Here is a 24,708-nt window from a genome sequence, read left to right as displayed (position 1 = left end):
CCCTCCTCGAAGGGCCGGGCACGCTGGGGGTCGTGCGGGCGTCGCCGGCGGAGGGCGGGGGCGGCTGGTGCATGCGGCGGCTTTTCTGCGGTGGGGTCGCCTCGGGCGGGTCGGGCGGCGGTCGACGGGTGCGGGCGGGTGTGAGCGGGGTGGCGGTACGGCCGGGCCGGGAGGGAGAACCGCCACTCAGCTGAACGGGACCGGGGTTCCTCGGGTCACGCCTTGGACGCCGTGACCGAGCCGAATGGCGGCGTCGACGGGTATGGACGGTCGCGGCCGCCCACATCACCCACCCCACGACGGCCCGGCACCGGCCGCCCACTCCGACGGCGCGGCGGCTCACGCGTCGCCCTCCGCACGATCACGCGTGGGCCGCGCGGCCGTGGAGGAGTCGCAACCCTTGTGTCGGGCAGCGTCCTTCGCCGACGCACGCGGGGGACGGGAGCCGTCTCGCGGCGTGCGGGAGCCGTCTCGCGAGGCACGGGAACCCTCACGTGGGGGACGGGAGCTGTCCGGCCGTGCGGTTCCGGGTCCCGAACGGCGGGCAGCGGGCGATGAGGCATGCCGGGTGCTGTCGGACCTCAGGTCGACGGCGGCGGATTGGGCCAGTCCTCGGCGGAGGCGTCGCGTGGCCGGGCTCGAAGGCCGGGACGACGGCGCGCAGGGGCGGCCTTCCGTGGGGCCTTCCTCGGAGGCCGCCGAGTCGGCGTCAGGTGCCGCGTCGACCGGGCTGGAGTCGGCGCTCTCCCCTCCCCCTCGCTCGCGTTCCCCGCGCTCCGAGCGCAGGCAGCGGCGCAGGGACTCCGGGTCGAGGCCCTCGTTGCAGGCCTGGTGCAGGAGGCGTGCGAAGAGGTAGTCGGGGTCGGCTCCCAGGGCCATGGCCAGGGCTTCCCGGGATTCCAGCTCGTCACCGGTCGACCAGGCGACCCAGCCCGCCAGGGTCAGCGGGGCGGCGGCATGTTCCCCGTAGGGTCCCACGCAACGCCGGGCCAGGGCCCGCCAGAGGCGCAGGGCGGGGCCGGCCTCGTCGCCCTCCATCCACTCGGCGGCACGGTCGCGGGTCCCCCTGTCCTGGAGGCCGAGGATCAGGGCGGCCGCCTCGTCGTGGCCGAGGAGTTCGTCGTCGCGCAGGTCCGCGGCGAAGGCACCCGGTACCGGCGGAGCCTCCGCGAGACGGCTCATCGCCCGACGGGCCAGATCCAGCGTCTCCTCGGCGACGGCCGTACGGCTCGCCTCGTCGAGAATCCTGGGCACGAGGGCCATTCCCGCGGTGTCCAGGGCGATTTCCTGTTGCAGTGCGGCCGAGGTCTCCCAGGGCTGGAGCCGGGCCCGCAGTTCGCGCAGCGTGCCGCGGACCTGGAGGCCGGCGTAGGTGGCTGCCGCCGCCAGGACCGATGTGCCGGGCAGGCCCATCGGCCGGCCCTCGGGCGGACAGCAGGCGTCCCGGTCGCAGCAGTACGACCAGCAGCGGCCGTCGGAGATGCACAGTGCCTCGATCACCGGCACGTCGTAGTTGCCGCACTCGACGCGCAAGTCGTGGGCGAGGGGCTCCAGTCGGTCCATGACCTGTCGGCCCGTCTCACCCTTCTCGGGCTCCTGGCAGAGGTAGACGACGATCTGCTCGGGCGGGGCACCCCGCCGCAGACTGCCTGTGATGAGGCCGCGAGCGAGTTGCTTGGCCGCCGGGAGCCAGTCCTCCTTGTTCGCGGGAATACCGAGCCGGGCCCGGCCGCCGAACCTGCCTCGGCCGTCCGTGTCGTGCAGGGCGACCATCACGATGCTGTCCTCGGGCCGGTAGCCGAGGAGATACGGCAGCGCGTCGGCCAGCTCGGCCGGGCTGCGCAGGGTGACCTGGTCCGGGCCGAGCTCGCCCGTGGTGAGGGGATGCGCACGATCCGCGGGCGGTGTGCGCTCATCTCGCACCTCGCCGCAGTCCGGCCGCATGTGTCGGTCCCGCCCTGTGATGTCGTCGTTTCCGAAGGGTTCGGGCGTTTCGCTGTGATTCGTCATGCGCAGACGATCTCGCGGATCCCAATCTTCCGCTTACCCCTGTGGATAACTCCGGTCGGGGACATGCCACAGGCCCTCGGCCGCCCGTTCGCCCACGCCATGCGACCTCGCGATGTCAGTGGCGTCCTGTTGTATGGACCCATGGAGCACGTGAGCAACGCGGATCTGCGGGCGGAGGCCGACACGGTCCTCGCACGCCTCGTCGGAGACATCACCGGCACGGCACGGCTGCGCGAGGACCAGTGGCGGGCCATCGAGGCGCTGGTCGCCGACAAGCGCAGAGCCCTGGTCGTCCAGCGCACGGGCTGGGGCAAGTCCGCGGTGTACTTCGTCGCCACGTCGCTGCTGCGCTCGCGGGGCAGCGGGCCCACCGTGATCGTCTCTCCGCTGCTCGCGCTCATGCGCAACCAGGTCGAGGCCGCCGCGCGGGCCGGCATCCACGCCCGGACGATCAACTCCTCGAACACCGAGGACTGGGACGCGATCCAGACCGAGATCGCGGCCGGCGAGGTCGACGTCCTGCTGGTCAGCCCCGAGCGGCTGAACAACCCCGACTTCCGCGACCAGGTGCTGCCCAGGCTGGCCGCGGCCACCGGCCTGCTCGTCGTGGACGAGGCCCACTGCATCTCCGACTGGGGGCACGACTTCCGTCCGGACTACCGCAGGCTGCGGACCATGCTCGGTGACCTGCCACCGGGCGTGCCCGTCCTCGCGACCACCGCCACCGCCAACGCGCGCGTGACGGCCGACGTGGCGGAACAACTGGGCACGGGCGGGACATCGGACGCGCTCGTGCTCCGGGGCCCGCTGGACCGGGAGAGCCTGAGCCTCAACGTGCTCGCCCTCCCCGACGCGGCGCACCGCATCGCCTGGCTCGCCGATCATCTGGACGATCTTCCGGGCTCGGGCATCATCTACACACTCACCGTGGCCGCCGCCGAGGAGGTCACGGCCTTCCTGCGGCAACGCGGACACACCGTCGCCTCGTACACCGGCAAGACGGAGAACGCCGACCGCCAGCAGGCCGAGGACGACCTGCTGAACAACAAGGTCAAGGCGCTGGTCGCCACCTCCGCGCTCGGCATGGGCTTCGACAAGCCCGACCTCGGTTTCGTCGTGCACCTCGGCTCGCCGTCCTCCCCCATCGCCTACTACCAACAGGTCGGCCGAGCCGGACGCGGCGTCGAACACGCCGAAGTCCTGCTGCTGCCCGGCAAGGAGGACGAGGCGATCTGGCAGTACTTCGCCTCCCTGGCCTTCCCTTCGGAGGACCTGGTGCGCCGCACCCTCGACGTCCTCTCCCGTACGGACGGCCCGATGTCGCTGCCCGCCCTCGAACCGCTGGTGGAACTGCGGCGATCCCGGCTGGAGTCCATGCTCAAGGTCCTCGACGTGGACGGGGCGGTCCGGCGGGTCAAGGGCGGCTGGGTCGCGACCGGCCAGCCGTGGACGTACGAGGGCGAGCGCTACGAGTGGGTCGCGCGGCAGCGTGCCGCCGAGCAGCAGGCCATGCGGGAGTACGCCTCGACGACGGGCTGCCGGATGGAGTTCCTCCAGCGCCAGCTGGACGACGAGGCCGCCCGCCGCTGCGGACGCTGCGACAACTGCGCGGGAGCACGCTTCACCTCGGACACCTCCGACGCCTCGGTGGACGCCGCGAGGGTCGACCTCGGGCGGGCCGGAGTCGATGTCGAGCCCCGGCGCATGTGGCCGACGGGGCTTCCGGCGATCGGCGTGAATCTCAAGGGGCGCATCCCGATCGGCGAGCAGGCCGCCCCGGGGCGCGCCCTGGGGCGGATGTCGGACATCGGCTGGGGCAACCGGCTGCGTCCGATGCTCGCGCCGCAGGCCGGGGACGGTCCGGTTCCGGACGACGTGGCACGCGCGGTCGTGGGTGTCCTCGCGGACTGGGCCAGGGGTCCGGGCGGCTGGGCCTCCGGCGACGCGGACGCGCCACCACGTCCCGTGGGTGTCGTCACCATCGCCTCCCGCACCCGCCCCCAGTTGATCGGCTCCCTCGGGTCGCGGATCGCCGAGGTCGGCCGACTGCCCCTGCTGGGCGCCGTGGAGTACGCGCACGACGCGTCGCACATCTCCCGCAGCAACAGCGCGCAACGCCTCAAGGCCCTCGACGGGGCTCTGGTCGTACCGCCCGACCTGCAGTTGGCCCTCTCCCAAGCACAGGGACCGGTCCTCCTGGTGGACGACTTCACCGAGACGGGCTGGACCCTCGCGGTGGCTGCGCGCATGCTCCGCACGGCGGGCGCTGCCGGGGTACTGCCCCTGGTCCTGGCCGTCCAGGGCTGAACGGGCCGGCCGGTCCACCGTCCGACACCAGCCGTTTCCCGTGAGGCTCCCGGCACGTCACAGTCTTCTCGGCATCATCCGGCGCCTCATGGGGTAGTGATATAAGCCACGCAACGCTCGATATGGGGCGGTGGCCCCAATTGCTCGTTGCCGCATCCCAGTTCGACAGGAAGAATTGGAGTCCGCTCCCCGCACGGCCCGGCCCGTGGTCCGGAAGGGCTTCACTGCGGTGCGCGCTCCCCTGAATTCCACCCCGCCCGCAGTGTGGGCGCGTAGCCGAAGGGAGGATCGTGACCTTCGGATTCGCTCCGTCTCCCACCGCATCGACGTCGACGTCCGCCAACCTGTCCACCGCTTCCGCCGCCCGTGTGTTGGAGCCGGCGGAGTGGGCCGCGGCCGGTATCCCTCTGCTGCGCAATCCCCGTGAGGTCGTCAGCGGGCTGCACGCGCGGCATCGGCCCGGGCTCTCGACGGCGATCGTGGCCGTGCTGGATCAGGACGAACGGCTGCGGGCCAGCGCCTCGTTCACGCGCCGGTCGACACCCGCCGACGGCTGGATGTTCCGCAACTCCCTGCTCGCCCAGCTCCGCCGGGTCATCCCGCACGACCTGCGGCGGCGTACGCCGGCGCGCACCGCGATCCTGCTCTACTGCCGGGACGGCGACGCCCGCTGGACGGAGGAGGACGGCGCCTGGATGTGGGGTCTGCGCGACGCCTGCACGCTGCACGGGCTACGCTGCGGGGCGTACATCACGCTCACGCACGACGGCTGGCAGGTGCTCGGCGAGGGCCGGGCCGGCCGACGTCCCAGCGTAAACTCGGCTCCCGAACCCTTCGACGCCGTCCAGGGTCTCCCGGCGCTGCCACGTACTGGCGGCGCGGCATCCGACGGCTTGCGCCGGGTGGCGGCCCTCTGAAGGGTTCCGCCGACGCTTCACGCGCGGCGGCTTGCTGGTCCGCCGGAGGCCTCATGTGTGAACGACATGCGGTTCCGACGGGTCCTCACGTATGGCAGCTTGCGGTTCCGACGGGTCCTCACGGGTAGCGGCCCACTGAGCGGTCCCGTCGGCTTCCTCACGCATGGCGACGGGACCGTCGGTACACGGATCAGGCGGGCACTGCCTGAGAGCGCGGCGACACCTCACCCTGCGGCCCGGCCGCGTCGGCACCGGGCGGGCCGGTGAACCCGGCCTCCCCCCAGCCACCCTGGTCCAGCCACCCCGCTCCCGAGGCTCCGCGCCTCTCGGCGCGCTGCGGCGTACGCGGGCGCAGGTCAAACGGAGGCACGCCTCAGCGCGCCTCCGGTCGTCCGTGCCTCGGCCTCTGTGAGGTGTCGGTCGAGACGGCGGCTCGTCGCCCCGTCTCGCCCCGGACGTCTCAGGGCAGGGTCAGACTCCCGCGCCCAGAACCGAGTTCGTCTGCTGCGGGTCGCCGCAGACGATCAGCAGAGCACCGGCCCGGGTGAGGGCCAGCGGCAGCACCTGGGCGGCCACGGCGTCGGAGCCGCCGTTGATCGCGACCACGACGACGGCCCTGGTCGCCGCACGGCCCGCGTGCGCGGGGTCGGCGTAGAAGACGTCGTCGCCGGCGTCGTGCTGGGCCCAGTAGGCGGTCTCTCCGAAGGAGAGCTCGTGCGCGGCCCAGGGGTGCTGTTCGCCGGTGGTGATCACCAGGACGTCACCCGGGGCTCGGCCCGAGTCCAGCAGCATGTCCACGGCTTCCTCGGCGGCGTCGAGCGCGCCTTCGGCGGAGGCCGGGATCACCTGGATCTGCGGCGAGGCCGAAGCCGTGCCGGAAGCGGCGGGGGTTGCGGGGCCCGAAGGACCGGGCTTGCCGGCGGCCGTGTCGCGCGGGGCGCGCTGGGCCGGCGGCGTAGGCCGAAGCGGTCCCGGACGACCGGGGCGCGGCGGCGCCACGGGGCGGGGGCCGGGTACGGGGCGGGGGGTCGGCGCGGTGCGGCCGCTGGCCGGGGTGGCGCGGGGACCCTGGGCACTCTCGTGAATCTGAGGCTCCTCGGGGATGAGAGGCATGAGCTGATATTTATCAAACGTTGGTGCGGCTCGCGTCGGCGGGTGGCACATACGTGCGAGCAGAACCGTCAGAAATCGAAGCCGAGCTGACCCTCGATTTCCGGAACACTTCCGTCCGCCCAGCTGCGGGCCTTCTTGAGGTGCCGCCACTGGGGCAGCGCATCAAGATACGCCCACGACAGTCGGTGGAAGGGAGTGGGTCCCCATTCCTCCAGCGCGGCCTTGTGCACGGGCGACGGATACCCGGCGTTGTCCGCAAAACCGAAGTGTGCATGTTCGATGCCCAGTTCGGCCATCATTTTGTCGCGCTGGACCTTGGCGATCACCGAGGCCGCGGCGACAGCGACGCAGGAACGGTCGCCCTTGATCACCGTACGGACCTGCCACGGGGCGCCGAGGTAGTCGTGCTTGCCGTCGAGGATGACCGCGTCGGGGCGCACCGGCAGGGCGTCCAGAGCGCGCCCCGCGGCCAGCCGCAGGGCGGCCGTCATCCCCATCCGGTCGATCTCCTCGTGAGAGGCGTGCCCCAGCGCGTAGGACGTCACCCACTTCTGGAGTTCCCCGGCGAGCACGGTCCGCCGCTTGACGGTGAGGAGTTTGGAGTCGGTGAGGCCTTCGGGGGGCCGGCGAAGACCGGTGACCGCCGCGCAGACGGTGACGGGCCCGGCCCATGCACCGCGCCCCACCTCGTCGACACCGGCGACGATCTTCGCTCCGGTCGTGGCTCGGAGGGAGCGCTCGACGGTGTGAGTAGGTGGTTCGTACGCCATGACGCCCTTAGCCTACGACGCCCGGAAGCCTCCGCGACACCCCGGTTCCCCATGAGGCTCCGAGCGGCCTGAGGCGCCCGTCAGAGAGTGACCGGCCGCAGCAGCGGCATCATCAGCCGGTCGATGAGTTCCTCGAGATCCATGTCCTTCCATTCGCTCGCGCACATCTTCGAGCGGTACATCATCATCGCCGGAATGACGTCGAAGACATAGCCGTTGGCCGCGTCACCCCGCACCTCGCCTCTCTCGATTCCGCGGGTGATGACCTCCCGAAGCATCCTGATCGTCGGCTCCACGACCGAGTCGAAGATCACTCCTTGGAAGCGCTCGGCCTGAGTGGGGTCGCATTCGTGAATGACCGCGCGCAAGGCGTGACCGGGTCGGGAGAACATCGCATCCCGTGCCTGTCGACACAGGGCCAGCAGGTCCTCACGCACACCGCCCAGGTCCGGCGCTCCTTCCAGCCGGGGCAGTCCGGCCTGGAGAGCGTCGACGACGAGGTCCTCCTTGGATGGCCAGCGCCGGTAGACGGCGGCTTTCCCGGTCTGGGCGCCGGCCGCGACGCCCTCCATCGTCAGGCCGTTCCAGCCGACCGTACTGAGCTGCTCCAGGGCGGCGTCGAGGATCGCGCGTTCGAGCACCACGCCGCGCCGACGGATCGAGGCCGACCGAGCGGGGGCGGCCGTCCAGCGCGAGGTAACCATCGAGTCTCTCCAGCGAACAGAAGCGGGGAATCCCGGAGGCGGTCCGGGACAACGGGGACGCGTCACCTGGCGGCGACGGGGGAAACGACGCGCCGAGGCAGCGCCAGTGAACGCTTGCGTTCACTACGAGTAGCTCACTACCGTGGACGCGACAGTGAACGCCATCGTTCACTAAGGCACTTGTGAGGGACCCATGGTGACGACCTCTCAGTTGACCCAGCACCAGAAACCAGGTGAGGCACGCCGGGCGGGGCATCCCGGCATCGCGCTCACCGTCATCGCGGCCTGCCAGCTCATGGTGGTCCTCGACGCGACGATTGTGAACATCGCACTCCCGCACATTCAAGGCGCTCTCAGCTTCAGCACGACCGATCTCACATGGGTCGTCAGCGCCTACACGCTCACCTTCGGCGGACTGCTGCTCCTGGGCGCCCGCGCCGGTGACGTCCTCGGCCGCCGCCGGGTCTTCCTGGCCGGCATCCTGCTGTTCACCTTCGCCTCGCTGCTGGGCGGACTCGCCCAGGAACCCTGGCAGCTGCTGGCGGCACGCGCCCTGCAGGGTGTGGGTGGCGCTATCGCCTCGCCCACCGCGCTGGCGCTGGTCACCACCACGTTTCCCGAAGGCCCGGAACGCAACCGCGCGTTCGGTGTCTTCGCCGCGGTCTCCGCGGGCGGTGGCGCTGTCGGTCTCCTCGCCGGCGGCATGCTCACCGAGTGGCTCGACTGGCGCTGGGTCCTCTTCGTCAACGTGCCGATCGGCGTACTGATCGCCGCGCTCACACCGGTGTACATCAGCGAGTCCGAACGGCACCCCGGCCGCTTCGACATCGCGGGCGCGCTGGCCTCGACCGTGGGCATGGCATCGCTGGTCTACGGCTTCATCCGCGCCGCCGAGGACGGCTGGCGGGACGGTCTGGCGCTCGGCTCCTTCGCCGCCGCCGTGGTGCTGCTGCTCGCGTTCGTGTTCATCGAGACGAGGGCCAAGGAGCCGATCACCCCGCTGAAGATGTTCGGCGACCGCAACCGCTCCGGCACATACGTGATCATGCTGGGCCTGGCCGCGGCGATGTTCGGCATGTTCTTCTACATCGTGCTGTTCGTGCAGAACGTGCTCGGCTACAGCCCGATCAAGGCGGGTCTGGCCTTCCTGCCCGTCACGGTCGCGATCGCGGTCGGCGCGGGGCTGTCGCAGCGGTTCCTGCCCAACCTGGGCCCCAAGCCGTTCATGATCACGGGATCCGCTCTTGTGACGATCGGCCTCGCCTGGCAGAGCCTCGTCACCCCGGACAGCTCGTACGCGGGCGGGGTGCTCGGACCGATGCTGGTGTTCGGCTTCGGCATGGGGCTCATCTTCGTGACGGTGACGGTGACCGCGGTCTCCGGGGTCGCCCAGCACGAGGCCGGTGCCGCGTCCGGGCTGCTCAACGCCACGCAGCAGGTCGGTGGTTCGCTCGGTCTGTCCATCCTGACCACCGTCTTCGGCACGGCCAGCAAGGACGAGGCGGAGAAGCAGGTGTCCGACTTCATGGCCCACGGCACGGCTGAGCAGAAGGCGCAGTTCGCGCAGACGCAGCAGTTGCCGGCGCCCTGGGGACACGAGGTGCTCTCGCACGGCATCTCGGCCTCGTTCGTCCCGGCCGCCGCGATGGCCGTACTCGCCCTGGCCACCGCCGTGTTGGTGATCAGGGTCCGCAAGAGCGACCTGGAGGCCCTGGCGGGCAACGCCGGGCCGATGGGCGGCTGACGCGGAAGCGCACCGGTCCGGTCCCGGCAGCACATCGCCGGGCGTCGCGGGGGGACGCCCGGGGCCGCCGGGCCGTATCGCGCGCTGTGCCGCCCGCACCACTGCGGGCGGCACAGTCGTCTCCTCGTTACGGAGAACAACCGCCCCAGCCGCCGCGCAGCACACGATCGCGGTCAGCACCCAGAGCGTTTCCATGACCCGATCACCCCCACCGCCGTCACCGTCGTCCGGTACCGCGTGCACTATCTCGTGCAGCGCTCACCCCGACAACGCCCCGCAATCACGGAGAGTTCCCGGCGAACACGGAGAGTTTGCGAGTCGCGGAAGCGAGCCGTGAGCAGGCAGGCCCGGCCAGGGCTCGACCAGGCAGGCCCGGCCCGAGCTCGACCGTCCGGTCGCGCTGGTGCCCCAACAGGCAACGTGCGCCCCGTCGGGCAAACGCCGCCTGCCGGGGCGCTAGGCGCCGGACGGAACCCAGTCCGGTACCGCCTCGGTCCGGTCCACCCAGGCGGCGGGCGGTGCGCCGGCCTTCCCGGCGGCGAGCACGCCACCGACGATCGCGCAGGTGGTGTCCACGTCGCCGCCGACCTGGGCCGTGGTCCAGAAGGCCTTCTCGTAGTCGCCGAGGCTGCGGGCGGCGGACCAGAGGGCGAAGGGCACGGTGTCGTGAGCCGACGTACGCCGTCCACAGCCGAGCACCGCGGCGACCGTGCCCGCGTCGCCGTAGTCGAGCATGTCCCGGGCGCGGCGCAGACCTGCGCCCACGGCGCTCTTGGGCACGAGGGCGATCACGTCGTCGAGAAGCGACTCGGGGCCGGGCGGCCCGGTGGGGGCACCGACCAACGCTGCCGCGGCGGCCACGGCCATGGCGCCGACGACGGCCTCGCGGTGCTGGTGCGTGGGGTAGGCGGAGATCTCCGCCTGATGGGTTGCCTGCTCGGGGTCGCCCGCGTACCAGGCACCCAGCGGCGCGATGCGCATCGCGGCGCCGTTGCCCCATGATCCCTGGCCCTTGAAGAGCGCGGCGGCCAGTTCGCGCCAGTCCCCGCCCTCGCGGACCAGCCGCAGAAGCCGGTTGACGGCGGGGCCGTACCCCCGGTCGAAGTCGTGGTGCTCGGCGAAGGACAGTGCCAGGGCGTCCTGGTCGATGCGGTGGTGGGAGGCGAGCACGGCCACCACGGAACAGGCCATCTCCGTGTCGTCCGTCCACTGCCACGGACCGTCCGGCAGCTCGCGGCGCTTGAGCAGCGGATAGTTCACCGGCACGAAGAACTGCGAGCCCAGCGCGTCACCCACCGTCAGTCCGCGCAGGCTGGCCAGGGCGCGCTCCAGGCACCCTTGGGAAGAGGAATCAGCGATCATCGCCCTGCCACCCTATCCGGTGATCCCGTACGGCTCAGGATCCCGCCAACGTTCGAATGGCCGGTCGAGCGTGTACTTGTCGTCGTCTCCGAGAACGAGCATCCGCATCTCTCCGTTCCCGGGATTGGACAACGACTCGAAATCCGCGACCGACCAGTGGAACCAGCGCATGCAGAACAGCCGCATGGCCAGGCCATGGGTCACCAGCAGAACGTTGGGCGGATGATCGGGGGCCTCGAAACTGCGGTACAGGCTCTCCAGGAAGCCGCCCACCCGGTCGTAGACGTCGGCTCCGCTCTCGCCCTGGGCGAAGCGGTAGAAGAAGTGGCCGTAGGCGTCCCGGTACGCCTTCTGCAGCCGTACGTCGTCGCGGTCCTGCCAGTTCCCCCAGTCCTGCTCGCGCAGCCGGGGCTCCTCGCGCACGCGTATGCGTTCGGGGTCCAGGTGGAAGGCCCGGAGGGTCTCGTGCGTGCGGCGGTAGGGGGAGACGTACACGCTCACCCGTTCGCGGCCGAACAGTTCGCGCAGGTCCTTGCCCCTCTCCTCGGCCTGCTGCCAGCCGCGTTCGGTCAGGGCGAGCGCGTGGTCGGGCTCGCGCTCGTACACGGTGTCATCGACGTTGCCGGTTGACTCGCCGTGCCGGACAAGGATGATGCGCCGTGGTCGTGCCATGCCAAAACCCTAGATCGAGCGAGGCCGGACCGAGCACGTGTACGGGCTCCATACGGCGTAGATCACACCATTCGCACACCGATGGACACACTGTGCACACGTGGCCTCCGTGAGCGCGTGGTGGCTGCGGAGCCGCGACGAGCGGGGAGCCATCGCTCCGCGCGCAGTGCGCGAAGCGATCACGCGCGTGGGGCGTGGGAAGCCGTCACACCGTCCAGGATGGCTCCAGTTCCACGATGTCTCCCGTGAGGGCGGCGACGTCGGCCTCGGTCTGGGCACGCAGCGCAAGCCGTTCCACCCGCTCGGTCCGGTACTTTCCGTGCTCGGCGGCCGACCTCCACATCGAAAGGACCATGAACTCATTGCCCGGCGCCTCGCCGAACAGCCCGCGGATCATGCCCGGCGAACCGGCCATCGCCGGGTTCCAGACCTTCTCCTGCATGAGGGTGAAGTTGTCCACGCGCTCCTCATGGACACGGCAGAGGGCGACCCTGATCAGATCCGCGTCGGTGAAGCGCGGCTCGAAGCCGGTCTTCACGTCGAAGCGGTACTCGAACAGCCTGACCTGGGCGTCCTTGAAGGTGCCGGCCTGGGTCGCGGCGAGCCGGTCGTGGGAGCGCGCCATGAACGAGTCGTAGAAGGCGCGGCTCTCCCAGAAGGCGAAGACATGGGCCACCGACGGCCGTCCCCGGCTCCAGCCGCCGCCCTGCCCGCGAAAACCCGGTTCGCCGGGAAGCCCCGCCCACTTCCGCTGCCCCCGCTCGAAACCGCGGCGGTCCACCACGGTGCAGCGAATCCACTTGACCAGCACCGCGCCATCGTAAGGCCACGGAGCGTGGCGAGGGTCGCGCTCGTCCGCAGACCTCCTCGGCAACGGTCGGCGCGGGCGTGACAGGATGGCAACCGGCTTCCAGCGCACGGAAGTTGGGTCCGCAGACGAAACGGGGAAGGGGAGTCCGGTGAACGACCTCGTCAAGGGCATCCACAAGGCCGAGGTGGCCCTGAAGTGGGATCCGAGCCCAGCGGGACAGCCGCCCACGGACCTGGACCTGGTGGCCGGCACCTATCCGCGCGACGCGCCGTACGGCGATCCCGCCTACGTGGTCCACTTCGACAGCCGCTCCCCCGACGGCACGATCCATCTCAACCGGGACAGCAAGGACGGCAAGGGCCTCGGCTGGGACGAGGTCATGATCCTGGAGCTCGACCGGCTCGATCCGCGCTACGCGCGCGTGGTCGTCGGCGTCATCCTCCAACAGCGCTCCGCCGGACGGACCTTCGCTACCGTCGCCAACCCGGGCCTGCGGATCCGTGAGGGGTACACCGACCTCGCCCTGGACGACTTCGGGACGGTCCTGGGCGCGACCGCCGTGACCGTCGCCGAGTTCATCCGCGACGAGGCCGGCAACTGGGACTTCCAGCCGGGCCTGCGCGGCTTCGAGGACGACCCGGCGGCCTTCATCCCGTCCATGGGCGCGATCGGGCGTCCCTGAAGCCCCGGTCACCGCGAGGCCGTACTGGAGGGCCTCCCAGCCCGGATCGCCGCTGACACTCCGGGCCTGATCGCCGCTGACACCCCGGGCCTGATCGCCGCCGACACCGCGGCCCAAGTCACCGCTGACGCCTCAACTGGGGGTTCGGGGCCGGTGTCACCCCGCACGGGCCGGCGTCATCCGGTGTACGGCGCCACAACGGCGAGCGTCGCCGCGAGGCCCTCCAGGACGGCCTCGCGGTGGGTGACCCCGTGTGCCGGTTCGTCGGTGTTGCGGGTTCGCAGACCCCGGTCGGCCAGCAGGTAGAGCATCCGCAGGGTGCGCATGGTGTTCGAGGCCCAGGCCGGGACCGGCCCCGGTTCGCCCGTGCGGAAAGCCTTCTCGATCGGCACGAGCCACGCGGTGGCCTTCTCCGCGCCGAGGTCCGGCCGGCTGAGGATCTGCGCGAGCGCGTAGGCCAGGCGGTCGTCCTCCTGAGCGTCGAAGAGGTGCGCGGTGGGCGCCAGCAGGCGGGCGACCGCGAGGTCCGTGAGCCGTGAGGGCTCCTGACCGGGGTGCCGGGCCAGCGCCGCGAGCAGATCGGCTCCGTGCGCGGCCGCGTGCAGCCAGCCCAGCTCGGCGTCATGACCGCGCAGGTCCCGCTCGGCCGGGTACCACTCGGCGAAGGGGCTCCACCATGCCTCACGCCAGTCCCCCGCTTCGACGATCCGGGCCAGGACCAGCGGGGCGAACGTCCGCGCCTGGACGGCCGGGTCGGTGAAGTGCACGGTTATCCGGTCGCCGAGACGATGTCGCTCGGCCCGCTCCAGCATGGGTATCCAGCGCGCGGCCGTGACATAGGCTCCGTCGTCCCGGACAGCGGGGTCCGCCGCGCGAAGGTCCTCGACGAGCGCGTCGAGTGCGTCCGCGCGGGGCGCGCCCGTCAGGGCGCGGATGTCACCGTCGTATCGAGGTGAGAGATGCATGCGCGGAGCCTACTGGGACGCTCCCGTCGCCTGGGGCGGGCGGCAAGAGCACGGGCACGGCACCGGCACACGCGCGGAGGGAGCTGGCACCGGCACACGCGCGGGAGCAGTTGGTGGCGGCACGCGCGCGTGAGCACAGGAAGTGCACGCGCGCGTCGGCACAGGACGAAAGCGAAGAGGGGCGCCGGTACACGACCGGCGCCCCTCTCACTCACTGCTCAGCGGATCAGCTGCAACCGCTCGTCGAGCCGCAGCCCTCGCAGATGTAGCAGGAGCCGGCCCGCTGCATCTTGGTGCCGCAGGAGAAGCAGAGCGGGGCGTCGGCCTGGATGCCCAGCTGCATCTCCACCAGTTCGGCGCTGGTGTGCGCCTGCTTCGGGGCGGGCTCGACCGCCTCGATCTCGACCTTGGGAGCGGCGACGGCCTTGAGCTCCTGGGCGCGCGGCGCCGACTGGGCCAGGCCTTCCACGTCGACGTCCTCGTCGTCCAGCGGCTCGTAGGAGCCCGTCTCAAGATGACGCTGGCGCTCCTCGGCGGAGTGGATGCCGAGGGCGGAGCGGGTCTCGAAGGGCAGGAAGTCGAGCGCCAGGCGGCGGAAGATGTAGTCGACGATCGACTGGGCCATCCGCACGTCCGGGTCGTCCGTCATGCCGGCCGGCTCGAAGCGCATGTTGGTGAACTTCGAGACGTACGTCTCCAGCGGTACGCCGTACTGCAGGCCCACCGAGACGGCGATGGAGAAGGCGTCCATCATGCCCGCGAGGGTCGAGCCCTGCTTGGACATCTTCAGGAAGACCTCGCCGAGACCGTCGTCCGGGTAGGAGTTGGCGGTCATGTAGCCCTCGGCGCCACCGACGGTGAAGGACGTGGTGATGCCGGGCCGGCCCTTCGGCAGGCGCTTGCGGACCGGGCGGTACTCGACGACCTTCTCGACCTTGGTGGGGACGACGGCCGCCTCGGCCTTGGCCTCGGGCTTCTTGTCGTCGCCCTTCTTCTTGGCCGACAGCGGCTGGCCGACCTTGCAGTTGTCGCGGTAGATGGCGAGCGCCTTGACGCCCATCTTCCAGGCCTCGAAGTAGATCTCCTCGACCTCCTCGACGGTCGCCGACTCCGGCATGTTGACCGTCTTGGACAGGGCGCCGGAGATCCACGGCTGGATCGCGGCCATCATCCGGACGTGGCCCATCGCGGAGATGGAGCGCTCGCCCATGGCGCAGTCGAAGACCTCGTAGTGCTCGTGCTTGAGGCTCGGGGCGTCGACGACATTGCCGTGCTCGGCGATGTGGGCGACGATCGCCTCGATCTGCTCCTCCTGGTAGCCCAGGCGGCGCAGGGCCTGCGGCACGGTGCCGTTGACGATCTGCATCGAGCCGCCGCCGACCAGCTTCTTGAACTTGACCAGCGCGAGGTCGGGCTCAAGACCGGTGGTGTCGCAGGACATCGCCAGACCGATGGTGCCGGTCGGGGCGATGACGGACGCCTGGGAGTTACGGAAGCCGTTCTTCTCGCCGAGGCGCTGAACGTCCTGCCAGGCCTCCGTGGCGGCCGCCCAGATCGGCGTGTCCAGGTCGTCCACGCGCACGGCAGCGGTGTTGGCGTCGGCATGCTGCTTCATGACGCGCAGGTGCGGCTGGGCGTTGCGGGCGTAGCCGTCGTAGGCGCCGACGACCGCGGCGAGTTCGGCGGAGCGCTTGTACGAGGTGCCGGTCATCAGGGAGGTGATGGCTCCGGCGAGGGCGCGGCCGCCGTCCGAGTCGTACGCGTGGCCGGTCGCCATCAGCAGGGCGCCGAGGTTGGCGTAGCCGATGCCGAGCTGACGGAACGCGCGCGTGTTCTCGCCGATCTTCTGCGTCGGGAAGTCCGCGAAGCAGATGGAGATGTCCATCGCCGTGATGACGAGTTCGACGACCTTGGCGAAGCGCTCGACGTCGAAGGACTGGTGGCCCTTGGCGTCGTCCTTCAGGAACTTCATCAGGTTCAGCGAGGCGAGGTTGCAGGACGTGTTGTCCAGGTGCATGTACTCGCTGCAGGGGTTCGAGCCGTTGATACGGCCGGACTCCGGGCAGGTGTGCCAGTGGTTGATCGTGTCGTCGTACTGGATGCCCGGGTCGGCGCAGGCCCAGGCGGCCTCGGCCATCTTGCGGAACAGGGCCTTGGCGTCGACCTCCTCGATGACCTCGCCGGTCATCCGCGCGCGGAGGCCGAACTTGCCGCCCTGCTCGACCGCCTTCATGAACTCGTCGTTCACCCGGACCGAGTTGTTGGCGTTCTGGTACTGGACGGACGTGATGTCGTCGCCGCCCAGGTCCATGTCGAAGCCCGCGTCGCGCAGGGCGCGGATCTTCTCCTCTTCCTTGACCTTGGTCTCGATGAAGTCCTCGATGTCGGGGTGGTCGACGTCGAGGATGACCATCTTGGCCGCGCGGCGGGTGGCGCCACCGGACTTGATCGTTCCCGCGGAGGCGTCGGCGCCGCGCATGAAGGAGACGGGGCCGGAAGCGTTGCCGCCGGAGGACAGCAGTTCCTTGGAGGAACGGATGCGGGAGAGGTTCAGGCCGGCGCCGGAGCCGCCCTTGAAGATCATGCCCTCTTCCTTGTACCAGTCGAGGATCGACTCCATGGAGTCGTCGACGGACAGGATGAAGCAGGCGGAGACCTGCTGCGGCTGGGGCGTGCCGACGTTGAACCAGACGGGGCTGTTGAAGCTGAAGATCTGGTGCAGGAGGGCGTAGGCCAGCTCGTGCTCGAAGATTTCGGCGTCTGCGGGCGAGGCGAAGTAGCTGTAGTCCTCACCGGCCTTGCGATACGTCTTCACGATGCGGTCGATCAGCTGCCTGAGGCCGGTCTCGCGCTGCGGGGTGCCGACGGCACCACGGAAGTACTTGCTGGTGACGATGTTGACCGCGTTCACCGACCAGAAGTCGGGGAACTCGACGCCACGCTGCTCGAAGTTGACCGAGCCGTCGCGCCAGTTGGTCATGACGACGTCACGGCGTTCCCACTGGACCTCGTCGTACGGGTGCACGCCGGGGGTGGTGTGGATGCGCTCGATACGCAGTCCCTTGGTGGCCTTGGTGCCCTTCGCTCGGGAACCTCGTGCCGGACCACTCGCCGTCTCTGTCATGCCGCCTCCCTGTACGGGCGTAAACGCCCTGAAGTGCCCCGTATGTTCCCGTGGCACGGTGTTCTGTCTGGTGCTGCGGGCACCCGCGTACCGCCCGCAACAGGTCTTCTCCTGGCCGCCGTCACCCGGCCGGCCCTTGCCGCCTCAACCGGGCCGGTCCGGACTGTCCGTCCGGTCCGGCCCGCCGGTCAGTCGGCGGCGCCCGCGGGCTCGGGGACCTGGACGGTCTCCCCGCTCCCGCGCTCGTCTTCCTGGCTCCCCGCGCCGGCTTTCCCGCGGTCCTCGTCGTCCGCGCCCGGGCGGGTCGCCTGCCTCAACTCCGCGATGGCCGCCTCGAAGTCCTCCAGCGAGTCGAACGCGCGGTAGACCGACGCGAATCGCAGGTAGGCGACGAGATCGAGTTCCTGGAGCGGACCGAGTATGGCCAGTCCCACGTCGTGGGTGGTCAGCTCGGCGCTTCCGGTGGCCCGCACCGCCTCCTCGACCCGCTGGCCGAGCTGGGCGAGCGCGTCCTCGGTGACAGGCCGTCCCTGGCATGCCTTGCGCACACCGTTGATGACCTTCGTACGACTGAAGGGTTCCGTGACACCGGACCGCTTCACCACCATGAGCGAGCACGTCTCCACGGTCGTGAAGCGACGGGAGCAGTCAGGACACTGGCGGCGCCTGCGGATCGACGTGCCGTCGTCGGTCGTACGACTGTCGACGACCCGGCTGTCGGGGTGCCTGCAGAAGGGGCAGTGCATGAACTCCCAACCCTCCTCACAGCAGACTCAATAGCCCCAGGAGCCCCTTGGGCCCCTCGAAGCAGCCACAAGCATAGGCGATGCCGGAGGACCTGGAGACCCGGGGGACCACAACTTGTGGGCTGCTGTTGCAATCCAACCACTAGATGTAGGGAACGGCGCATACATGCAGCCCGAGCCGCGTGTCGCGGCCCCGGACCGGCGCCGAGCCCGGAGCGCGGCAGGACCGAGCCCGGATCACGCAACGGCCGGGACACGGCGCGGCCCGTCGTCGCACCGCTCGGGGCGGTTTCAGGGATACCGTGGGCGCCGCAGGGAGGAGCTGTGAGACTCCCGCGCAGGCGAGGGCCGGTGCCCGATGGACGGGGCGGCGGATGGCAGACTGGGGTGCGCCCCCACGAGGGCGAGCCCCGGCGGTGAAGAGTACAACCATGGGCCCTTTTGCCCGCCAGGTGGCGCGTCAGCCGATACACCCGGACACATGATCACGTCAGGCGAAACGCGTTTTTTCACTCGAACGTGTGTTTGGCGCAACCTTTCGAAAGCTACTACCGTTGTCCGGGCAGGGAGACAATCGAGAGGGGCCGACGTGACCACCACCACAGACAGTGCCACCATGACCGCCCAGGACCGCTCCCAGGGCCGAGTCGAGCCGGTGCATGCGATGAACGAAGCCGTGAATCCCGAAGGGCACAAGCGCTCCCTGCCGGGCCGACCTCCAGGCATCCGGGCCGACAGCTCCGGACTCACCGACCGGCAGCGCCGGGTGATCGAGGTCATCAGGGACTCCGTGCAGCGCCGCGGCTACCCGCCGTCGATGCGGGAGATCGGCCAGGCGGTCGGCCTGTCCAGCACGTCCTCCGTCGCGCACCAGCTGATGGCCCTGGAGCGCAAGGGCTTCCTGCGCCGCGACCCGCATCGCCCCCGCGCGTACGAGGTACGCGGCTCCGACCAGGCGGCGTCCGTGCAGCCCACCGACACCGCCGGCAAGCCGGCCGCGTCGTACGTCCCGCTCGTCGGCCGGATCGCCGCCGGTGGCCCGATCCTCGCCGAGGAGTCCGTCGAAGACGTCTTCCCCCTGCCGCGGCAGTTGGTCGGTGACGGCGAGCTGTTCGTCCTGAAGGTCGTCGGCGACTCGATGATCGAGGCCGCGATCTGCGACGGCGACTGGGTCACGGTCCGCCGCCAGCCCGTCGCCGAGAACGGCGACATCGTCGCCGCCATGCTCGACGGCGAGGCCACGGTGAAGCGCTTCAAGCGCGAGGACGGCCATGTCTGGCTCCTCCCGCACAACTCCGCGTACGAGCCCATCCCCGGCGACGACGCGACCATCCTCGGCAAGGTGGTTGCCGTCCTGCGTCGCGTCTGAGCCCACCGGCCGGCGGGCCCCACGGCAACCCGCCTCCCTGACCGGGCCCCGGAACCTCTGCGCCGGTTCCGGGGCCCTGTGCTGTCTGAGCCCTGTGCCGTCCGGGCCCTGTGCTGTCCGGGGGCCGGTAACCGGTTTCTGATCTGGTTTGGGGTCAGCGCGTTCGGATCGGGGTTCGGCCTCCCTCCACAGGGAAAGGCCGAACCCCCCGGGTCACCCGGCTTCCGTCTGCTTCGCCGCCGCGTCGATGGCCGCCAGCGACTTCCGCACCTGATTGCGGTCGGTCGTGTACCAGAAGTCGGGCAGCGAAGCCTTCAGATAGCTGCCGTAGCGCGCCGTGGCCAGCCGCTGATCCAGTACGGCGACCACACCGCGGTCCCCCATCGCGCGTACGAGGCGACCCGCGCCCTGCGCCATGAGGAGCGCCGCGTGCGTCGCGGCGACGGCCATGAAGCCGTTCCCCCCGGCATCCTCCACGGCCTTCTGGCGGGCGCTCATGAGCGGGTCGTCGGGACGCGGGAAGGGAATCTTGTCCATGACGACGAGCTGACAGCTCGAACCGGGGACGTCGACGCCCTGCCAGAGGGACAGCGTGCCGAACAGGCATGTCCTCGGGTCCGCCGAGAAGTTCTTGATCAGCTCGCCCAGGGTCTCCTCGCCCTGGAGCAGGATCGGGTACTCCGGGATGCGCGAGCGCAGCTCCTCGGCTGCCAGTTGGGCGGCCCGCATGGAGGAGAAGAGACCCAGCGTGCGGCCGCCAGCCGCCTGGATCAGCTCCGTCAACTCGTCCAGCATGTCGCCGCGCTCGCCGTCCCGCGCGGGGCGCGACAGATGCTTGGCGACGTACAGGATGCCCTGCCTGGGGTAGTCGAAGGGCGAGCCGACGTCGACGCCCTTCCACGGCGGTGCGTCGTCACCCGTCGTGCCCTCCGGGGCGAGCCCCAGGGACGCCCCTACGCCGTTGAAGTCGCCGCCCAGCTTCAGCGTGGCGGACGCGAGGGTCACCGAGCGCTCGCTGAAGAGCTTCTCCCGCAGCAGGCCCGAGACGGACATCGGGGCCACCCGCAGGGAGGCGCCGAAGCGGTCGTGCCGCTCGTACCAGACGACGTCCCACTCCGAGCCGTTCGTGATCCGCTCGGCGACGTCGTGCACCGCCTCCACGGAGGCCAGCGCCTGCTTGCGGACCGCGTCCTCGTCCTGGACGGACTTGTCGCGGGTGGCGCCGATCGCGGAGATGACCGTACGGCAGGCGTCGCGCAGTGCCATGAGCGCGTAGGCCAGATCCTCGGGGATCTCCTCCAGGCGACCGGGCAGGGCCAGCTCCATCAGCCGCTCGAAACCCTCCGAGGCCGTCTGGAGCTGGTCGGCGGCCTTCTCGTTGACAAGCTTCGCGGCGCGGCGCACTGCCCGGTTGACCTGGCCGGGGGTGAGCTCGCCGGTGGCGACCCCGGTGACCCGGGAGACCAGTTCGTGCGCCTCGTCGACGATCAGCACCTCGTGCTGGGGCAGCACCGGGGCGCCCTCGATGGCGTCGATCGCGAGCAGGGCGTGGTTGGTGACGACGACGTCCGCCAGCTTGGCCCGCTCACGCGCCATCTCCGCGAAGCACTCGGCGCCGTAAGCGCACTTCGTGGCGCCCAGGCATTCGCGCGAGGACACCGACACCTGGGCCCAGGCACGGTCGGACACACCCGGGGTCAGGTCGTCGCGGTCACCGGACTCGGTCTCGTCCGACCAGTCGCGCAGCCGCAGCAGGTCCTGGCCCAGCTTGCTGGTGGGCGCCGCGGCCTCGAACTGGTCGAAGAGGCCCTCTTCCTCGTCCTGCGGCATGCCCTCGTGCAGGCGGTGCAGGCACAGGTAGTTCGAGCGGCCCTTGAGCATGGCGAATTCCGGGCGGCGGCGCAGCAGCGGATGCAGGGCGTCCACCGTGCGGGGCAGGTCCCTCTCCACGAGCTGGCGCTGGAGCGCCAGTGTGGCCGTCGCGACGACGACCCGCTCCCCGTGCGCGAGGGCGGGCACGAGGTAGCCCAGCGACTTTCCGGTGCCGGTGCCGGCCTGGACGAGCAGATGAGAGCCGTCGTCGATCGCCTCCGCGACGGCTTCGGCCATGGTCACCTGGCCGGGGCGCTCCGTACCACCGACAGCGGCGACGGCGGCATGCAGGAGTTCGGGGAGAGAGGGCTTCGTCATAGCCCGACCACCCTACGGCTCGGCACTGACAAACGGGTGATCGCGGGTGATGCGAGGGGTGGGATCAAGGCTGTGGGTCTCTTGTGGGGTGAGGGGGCGGATGCGGGTGAGGGCGACCCGGCGGGCATCGTGCCCGCCAGAGCGAACCGGGCGGAAATCCTCCGACCGGGAACCGGATCACGTCGAGTGGTGTACCAGAAGTGACGCCGCTGTCTCACAGGGCTACAGCACATGACGCAGTGACCGGTCCCGAACCATCAGGGCGGCCCGCTTCCCCGGAAGCTCGACCTCGGCGGAGAACCGGAAGCCCGCGGTGAGGAAGGCGGCGATGGAGGGCGTATTGCGAAGGTCGGGTTCCGCGATGACGCGCGCACAAGCGGAACGGCGGTCGAGCGCGAGGTCGGCGACGGCTCGGAGAAGCATGCCGCCGAGTCCCCGCCCGCGATCGGCGACGCCGCCGATGAGGAGGTGGACACCGGTGTCGTGCGGGCGGGCCGGATAGCGGCGGGCCAGCGGATCGAGGTCGGCCCGGTAGATCTCCCAGTAGCTCATCGGGCTGCCGTTCAGCACGCCGAGACAGGGGACGCTGCGTCCGTCGCCCGCGAGCTGCTCTGTCAGGTGCCGTGCGGTCACATGCGGTGGACCGGCCAGTTCCCAGAACGCCACGACGGCCGGGTCGTTCATCCACCGGGCGATGAGCGGCAGGTCCCGTTCCAGGCGTACGGGGACCAGTTGGAACACGCCCGACGCGGTCACGATCGAGCCCCATGTGTGGACGCGGTTCAGCAGGTCGTCCCTGGCCGGCGTCTCCGCGGCGGTGCCTCGCCCCGAACCGACGCCCGTCTCCCCCGCCGCGCCCGCCCTCCCGGCCTCGGGAGGGACGCCCGCCGCCCCGGCACCCAGAGGCACACCCGCGAGGAAGTCGTCGGGCAGCCGTAGGTCGAGCGTGTCCTCGACGTCCGTTCCCAGGGCCGGGCCGGACCTCTCGGGGCGCCGGGTGACGGAGGTGGGGCCGGGTTCGACGCCGGAGTCGGTGGGAGGCACGACGACGCTCCTCTCAGGAGGCGGGACGAGGCATGTTCCTCAGCAGCGACGGGGGACGGTGCTGCGAAGACAGAGGGACGGTCACGGACAAAGAGGGTTGGCGATGGTGACGTAGACCGACTGGGTGTCCACCGGGCCCACCAGTTCGTCGAGGCCGTGCAGCCGGGTGAGCAGGTTGGCCTTGCAGCGCAGGACAGGTGAGGCGAGCAGACGGCCGGGCAGGGAGGTACGCAGCCGCGCGGGACCGGCGGCCACGGCCTCCAGGAAGCGGCGGAACGCGGCGAGCAGCAGCCGCTCGTCCGCGAGGCGCTGCGAGCCGAACGCGCCGACGAGTCCGAGCACGTTGTTGATCGCGAGGTAGTAGGCGAACCGCTCGTCGGTGACCTCGTCGGAGACGAACGTGTCGCTGAGCTCGCCGATCCCGGGGAGCAGCGCGTCGAGCCCGGTGCGCCGGGACTCGCGGAAGTAGTAGCCCTGGTTGTCGCGGTAGCGGCCCCCTGCGGGCCAGCCGTCGGTGTCGAGCAGGAGCAGCGTGTTCTGCTGGTGGGCTTCCAGGGCGATGCCGACCTCGGCGTCCAGCCACAGCACGGGGCGCACGACCTGTTCGAGGTAGCGCAGGAACCACTCGGCGGCGACCGCTCCCCGAGCGCGGCCGGTGCGACCGGCCAGCGTGGTGATCAACTCGGCGAGCCGGGACCGCATCACCGTGCCGCCGGGGCCCGGGGAACCGCCCTGCGGGTCCGGCACAGCGCATGGGCGGGGAGCGACGAGCCCTGCGATACAGGTGACGTCCTCCGACGGCGGGAAGGGGTTGTGCCGGATCACCACGTCGAGTCCCGGTACGGGGTTGCCGTCCGGCCCGTCCACGGCGAGCCAGGCCGGGTCCCGGACGATGTCGAAGCCGGGGTGGGCGGCGTGCCAGCGGCCGGCCACGCCGCTGCGCAGCAGGCGGTGGACCTCGACTCCTCGGTGGAGTTCCTTGCGGAGGTTCTCACGGCGGGAGTTGGTGATCCGCAGGCCCAGCGACAGCTTGAGCATGGCTGGTGCGCCGGTGCGGTGCACGGTTCGTAAGGAGGAGGTGGGATGCCATGGGGCGCCGTGGACGCCGAGGTCTTCGAGCAGTCCGGCGGCGAACAGAGGCGCGATGTCCGGGCGGTTGCGGATCTCCCGCATCTGCCAGGGGTGCAGCGGCAGCGCGGCACAGCCGTCGGGCAGGTCCAGTCCCGGGCCGGCGAGGCGGGCGGTGAGCTGCGTCGCCGCGACGGACCGGCCGCGCTCGGTCCAGGCCGAGTCCGTGGCGAGGGCGGAAGGGGAGACGGCGATCCAGTGCAGAGGGAAGGAGCCGCGCAACTCGGGTGAGCAGAGCCGGCTTTCGGATTCCGTGAGGCCCTCGCGGCTCTTGGGGGTCGGGTGCAGCGGGTGGCCGAGCACGAGGGCCTGCTCGGCGGAGAGGAAGCGGTCCGGTCCGTCGGCGGGGTGTGCCCGTCTGTCGCTGATGAACGTGGCTGTGCGACGGAGCGAGTCGGCGACGCGTGCAACCAGGTCAGCTGCCTCGGCCGAGGCCGACGCCGCAGCGGCTGGCCCGACAGGTCCGGGTGCGACCGGCTCGGACGTGACAGGTGCCGAGTCAGGCGACACCGACGGGGCAGGTCCCGATTCGGCCGACACCGACGGGGCAGTTGCCGATTCGGCCGACACCGACGGGGCAGGTGGCGGGTCATCGGCAGAGCCGGCGCGTCCGGACCCGACGGCGGCCGACTCGGCCCCGTCGCCGTTCGTCTCCCTACCGAGCAGGGCGGCGAGCGTGACGGCGTCGACCGTGGGGGCGTGGGCGGGTGCTTCGGCCAGGGACGGTGGGCCGAAGCGGTGCCAGCCGGTCTGGGACCAGTAGTGCACGGGGACCAGCAGGGTGGTGCCCGTCGCGGGGAGCGGAACGCGCAGGACACCGTCCTCCGGGGCGGCGAGCCCGGTCTCACGGACCCAGCACCGCAGGAGCCCCTCCGTGGCCGCGGCCTGGGCGGCGAGGTACGGGTCCGGGTGGTCGAGGGGCTCGGCGGGTCCGGGAGCGGGGGCGTACTGGCGGGGGAGCGTGAGGTGGTCGCCGGCAGGGCCGGCCGGGGGTGGGGGCGTCGAAGGGCGGCGGGAGGAAATGCCGTTGGGGTTGGAGATGGTGTTCAA

The 24,708-nt window shown here is 70.9% G+C and carries 18 protein-coding genes; 5 read left to right on the top strand and 13 right to left on the bottom strand.

Annotated features, from left to right (window positions below; translation table 11 throughout):
* Positions 1-339: 339 nt before the first annotated feature.
* On the bottom strand, positions 340-2,010 hold the full coding sequence (locus tag ABZZ79_RS19265; protein WP_356690211.1) for a DUF4192 family protein: 1,671 nt from the start codon (positions 2,008-2,010) through the stop codon (positions 340-342).
* Positions 2,011-2,151: 141 nt separating this feature from the next.
* Here ABZZ79_RS19265 and ABZZ79_RS19260 point away from each other — a divergent pair, with 141 nt between their 5' ends.
* Positions 2,152-4,317 carry a RecQ family ATP-dependent DNA helicase gene (locus ABZZ79_RS19260; RefSeq protein WP_356690209.1) on the top strand — a complete coding sequence of 722 codons (2,166 nt, stop codon included), beginning with the start codon at positions 2,152-2,154 and terminating at the stop codon, positions 4,315-4,317.
* A gap of 290 nt (positions 4,318-4,607) precedes the next feature.
* Complete coding sequence (locus ABZZ79_RS19255; RefSeq protein ID WP_356690207.1) at positions 4,608-5,234, top strand: hypothetical protein; 627 nt, start codon at positions 4,608-4,610, stop codon at positions 5,232-5,234.
* A gap of 471 nt (positions 5,235-5,705) precedes the next feature.
* On the opposite strand, the gene ABZZ79_RS19250 is transcribed toward ABZZ79_RS19255, so the two are convergent.
* The 3 genes from ABZZ79_RS19250 to ABZZ79_RS19240 all read right to left on the bottom strand — a co-directional run bounded on the left by ABZZ79_RS19250 (position 5,706) and on the right by ABZZ79_RS19240 (position 7,821).
* Positions 5,706-6,347: a hypothetical protein gene (locus tag ABZZ79_RS19250; RefSeq protein WP_356690205.1), complete on the bottom strand. Its 642-nt coding sequence runs from the start codon at positions 6,345-6,347 to the stop codon at positions 5,706-5,708.
* A gap of 68 nt (positions 6,348-6,415) precedes the next feature.
* Positions 6,416-7,117: a ribonuclease HII gene (locus tag ABZZ79_RS19245; RefSeq protein WP_356690203.1), complete on the bottom strand. Its 702-nt coding sequence runs from the start codon at positions 7,115-7,117 to the stop codon at positions 6,416-6,418.
* An 80-nt stretch (positions 7,118-7,197) separates the two neighbouring features.
* On the bottom strand, positions 7,198-7,821 hold the full coding sequence (locus ABZZ79_RS19240) for a TetR/AcrR family transcriptional regulator (RefSeq protein ID WP_356690201.1): 624 nt from the start codon (positions 7,819-7,821) through the stop codon (positions 7,198-7,200).
* A gap of 196 nt (positions 7,822-8,017) precedes the next feature.
* On the opposite strand from ABZZ79_RS19240, the gene ABZZ79_RS19235 reads away from it, so the two are divergent.
* Positions 8,018-9,565 (top strand): MFS transporter, encoded by a 1,548-nt coding sequence (locus ABZZ79_RS19235; RefSeq protein ID WP_356690441.1) that lies wholly within the window; start codon positions 8,018-8,020, stop codon positions 9,563-9,565.
* Between the two features lie 456 nt (positions 9,566-10,021).
* Here ABZZ79_RS19235 and ABZZ79_RS19230 read toward each other — a convergent pair whose 3' ends face one another.
* From ABZZ79_RS19230 to ABZZ79_RS19220, 3 genes are all read right to left on the bottom strand, one after another.
* Entirely contained in the window at positions 10,022-10,927 is a 906-nt protein-coding gene (locus ABZZ79_RS19230) for an ADP-ribosylglycohydrolase family protein (protein WP_356690199.1), read from the bottom strand.
* Positions 10,928-10,939: 12 nt separating this feature from the next.
* On the bottom strand, positions 10,940-11,599 hold the full coding sequence (locus ABZZ79_RS19225) for a histidine phosphatase family protein (RefSeq protein WP_356690197.1): 660 nt from the start codon (positions 11,597-11,599) through the stop codon (positions 10,940-10,942).
* A gap of 205 nt (positions 11,600-11,804) precedes the next feature.
* The gene (locus tag ABZZ79_RS19220; protein WP_356690195.1) at positions 11,805-12,410 is read right to left on the bottom strand and encodes a YdbC family protein; all 606 of its coding nucleotides are present in this window, start codon (positions 12,408-12,410) and stop codon (positions 11,805-11,807) included.
* A 148-nt stretch (positions 12,411-12,558) separates the two neighbouring features.
* On the opposite strand from ABZZ79_RS19220, the gene ABZZ79_RS19215 reads away from it, so the two are divergent.
* Positions 12,559-13,092 (top strand): TerD family protein, encoded by a 534-nt coding sequence (locus tag ABZZ79_RS19215; RefSeq protein ID WP_356690193.1) that lies wholly within the window; start codon positions 12,559-12,561, stop codon positions 13,090-13,092.
* Between the two features lie 176 nt (positions 13,093-13,268).
* Here ABZZ79_RS19215 and ABZZ79_RS19210 read toward each other — a convergent pair whose 3' ends face one another.
* The 3 genes from ABZZ79_RS19210 to nrdR all read right to left on the bottom strand — a co-directional run bounded on the left by ABZZ79_RS19210 (position 13,269) and on the right by nrdR (position 17,927).
* Positions 13,269-14,057 (bottom strand): DUF2785 domain-containing protein, encoded by a 789-nt coding sequence (locus tag ABZZ79_RS19210; RefSeq protein WP_356690191.1) that lies wholly within the window; start codon positions 14,055-14,057, stop codon positions 13,269-13,271.
* Between the two features lie 226 nt (positions 14,058-14,283).
* The gene (locus tag ABZZ79_RS19205) at positions 14,284-17,181 is read right to left on the bottom strand and encodes a vitamin B12-dependent ribonucleotide reductase (RefSeq protein ID WP_356690189.1); all 2,898 of its coding nucleotides are present in this window, start codon (positions 17,179-17,181) and stop codon (positions 14,284-14,286) included.
* Between the two features lie 188 nt (positions 17,182-17,369).
* The gene (nrdR, locus tag ABZZ79_RS19200; protein WP_356690187.1) at positions 17,370-17,927 is read right to left on the bottom strand and encodes a transcriptional regulator NrdR; all 558 of its coding nucleotides are present in this window, start codon (positions 17,925-17,927) and stop codon (positions 17,370-17,372) included.
* Between the two features lie 589 nt (positions 17,928-18,516).
* Between nrdR and lexA the strand changes: the two genes are divergently transcribed.
* On the top strand, positions 18,517-19,296 hold the full coding sequence (lexA, locus tag ABZZ79_RS19195) for a transcriptional repressor LexA (RefSeq protein WP_356690185.1): 780 nt from the start codon (positions 18,517-18,519) through the stop codon (positions 19,294-19,296).
* Positions 19,297-19,509: 213 nt separating this feature from the next.
* On the opposite strand, the gene ABZZ79_RS19190 is transcribed toward lexA, so the two are convergent.
* The 3 genes from ABZZ79_RS19190 to ABZZ79_RS19180 form a co-directional block, all read right to left on the bottom strand.
* Positions 19,510-21,486 (bottom strand): ATP-dependent DNA helicase, encoded by a 1,977-nt coding sequence (locus ABZZ79_RS19190; protein ID WP_356690183.1) that lies wholly within the window; start codon positions 21,484-21,486, stop codon positions 19,510-19,512.
* 222 nt (positions 21,487-21,708) lie between these two features.
* Positions 21,709-22,530 carry a GNAT family N-acetyltransferase gene (locus ABZZ79_RS19185; RefSeq protein WP_356690181.1) on the bottom strand — a complete coding sequence of 274 codons (822 nt, stop codon included), beginning with the start codon at positions 22,528-22,530 and terminating at the stop codon, positions 21,709-21,711.
* A gap of 81 nt (positions 22,531-22,611) precedes the next feature.
* Positions 22,612-24,708 carry an IucA/IucC family protein gene (locus ABZZ79_RS19180; RefSeq protein WP_356690179.1) on the bottom strand — a complete coding sequence of 699 codons (2,097 nt, stop codon included), beginning with the start codon at positions 24,706-24,708 and terminating at the stop codon, positions 22,612-22,614.

It is taken from the genome of Streptomyces sp. NPDC006458, assembly GCF_040612135.1.
Taxonomy (GTDB): Bacteria; Actinomycetota; Actinomycetes; order Streptomycetales; family Streptomycetaceae; genus Streptomyces.
This window is presented reverse-complemented; position numbering and strand designations above follow the sequence as displayed.

Coding starts and splice junctions, on each gene's coding strand:
- ABZZ79_RS19205 (WP_356690189.1), bottom strand. CDS start 17,181: ATGACAGAGACGGCGAGTGGTCCGGCACGAGGTTCCCGAGCGAAGGGC.
- ABZZ79_RS19245 (WP_356690203.1), bottom strand. CDS start 7,117: ATGGCGTACGAACCACCTACTCACACCGTCGAGCGCTCCCTCCGAGCC.
- ABZZ79_RS19240 (WP_356690201.1), bottom strand. CDS start 7,821: ATGGTTACCTCGCGCTGGACGGCCGCCCCCGCTCGGTCGGCCTCGATC.
- nrdR (WP_356690187.1), bottom strand. CDS start 17,927: ATGCACTGCCCCTTCTGCAGGCACCCCGACAGCCGGGTCGTCGACAGT.
- ABZZ79_RS19250 (WP_356690205.1), bottom strand. CDS start 6,347: ATGCCTCTCATCCCCGAGGAGCCTCAGATTCACGAGAGTGCCCAGGGT.
- ABZZ79_RS19230 (WP_356690199.1), bottom strand. CDS start 10,927: ATGATCGCTGATTCCTCTTCCCAAGGGTGCCTGGAGCGCGCCCTGGCC.
- ABZZ79_RS19225 (WP_356690197.1), bottom strand. CDS start 11,599: ATGGCACGACCACGGCGCATCATCCTTGTCCGGCACGGCGAGTCAACC.
- ABZZ79_RS19260 (WP_356690209.1), top strand. CDS start 2,152: ATGGAGCACGTGAGCAACGCGGATCTGCGGGCGGAGGCCGACACGGTC.
- ABZZ79_RS19210 (WP_356690191.1), bottom strand. CDS start 14,057: ATGCATCTCTCACCTCGATACGACGGTGACATCCGCGCCCTGACGGGC.
- ABZZ79_RS19190 (WP_356690183.1), bottom strand. CDS start 21,486: ATGACGAAGCCCTCTCTCCCCGAACTCCTGCATGCCGCCGTCGCCGCT.
- ABZZ79_RS19265 (WP_356690211.1), bottom strand. CDS start 2,010: ATGACGAATCACAGCGAAACGCCCGAACCCTTCGGAAACGACGACATC.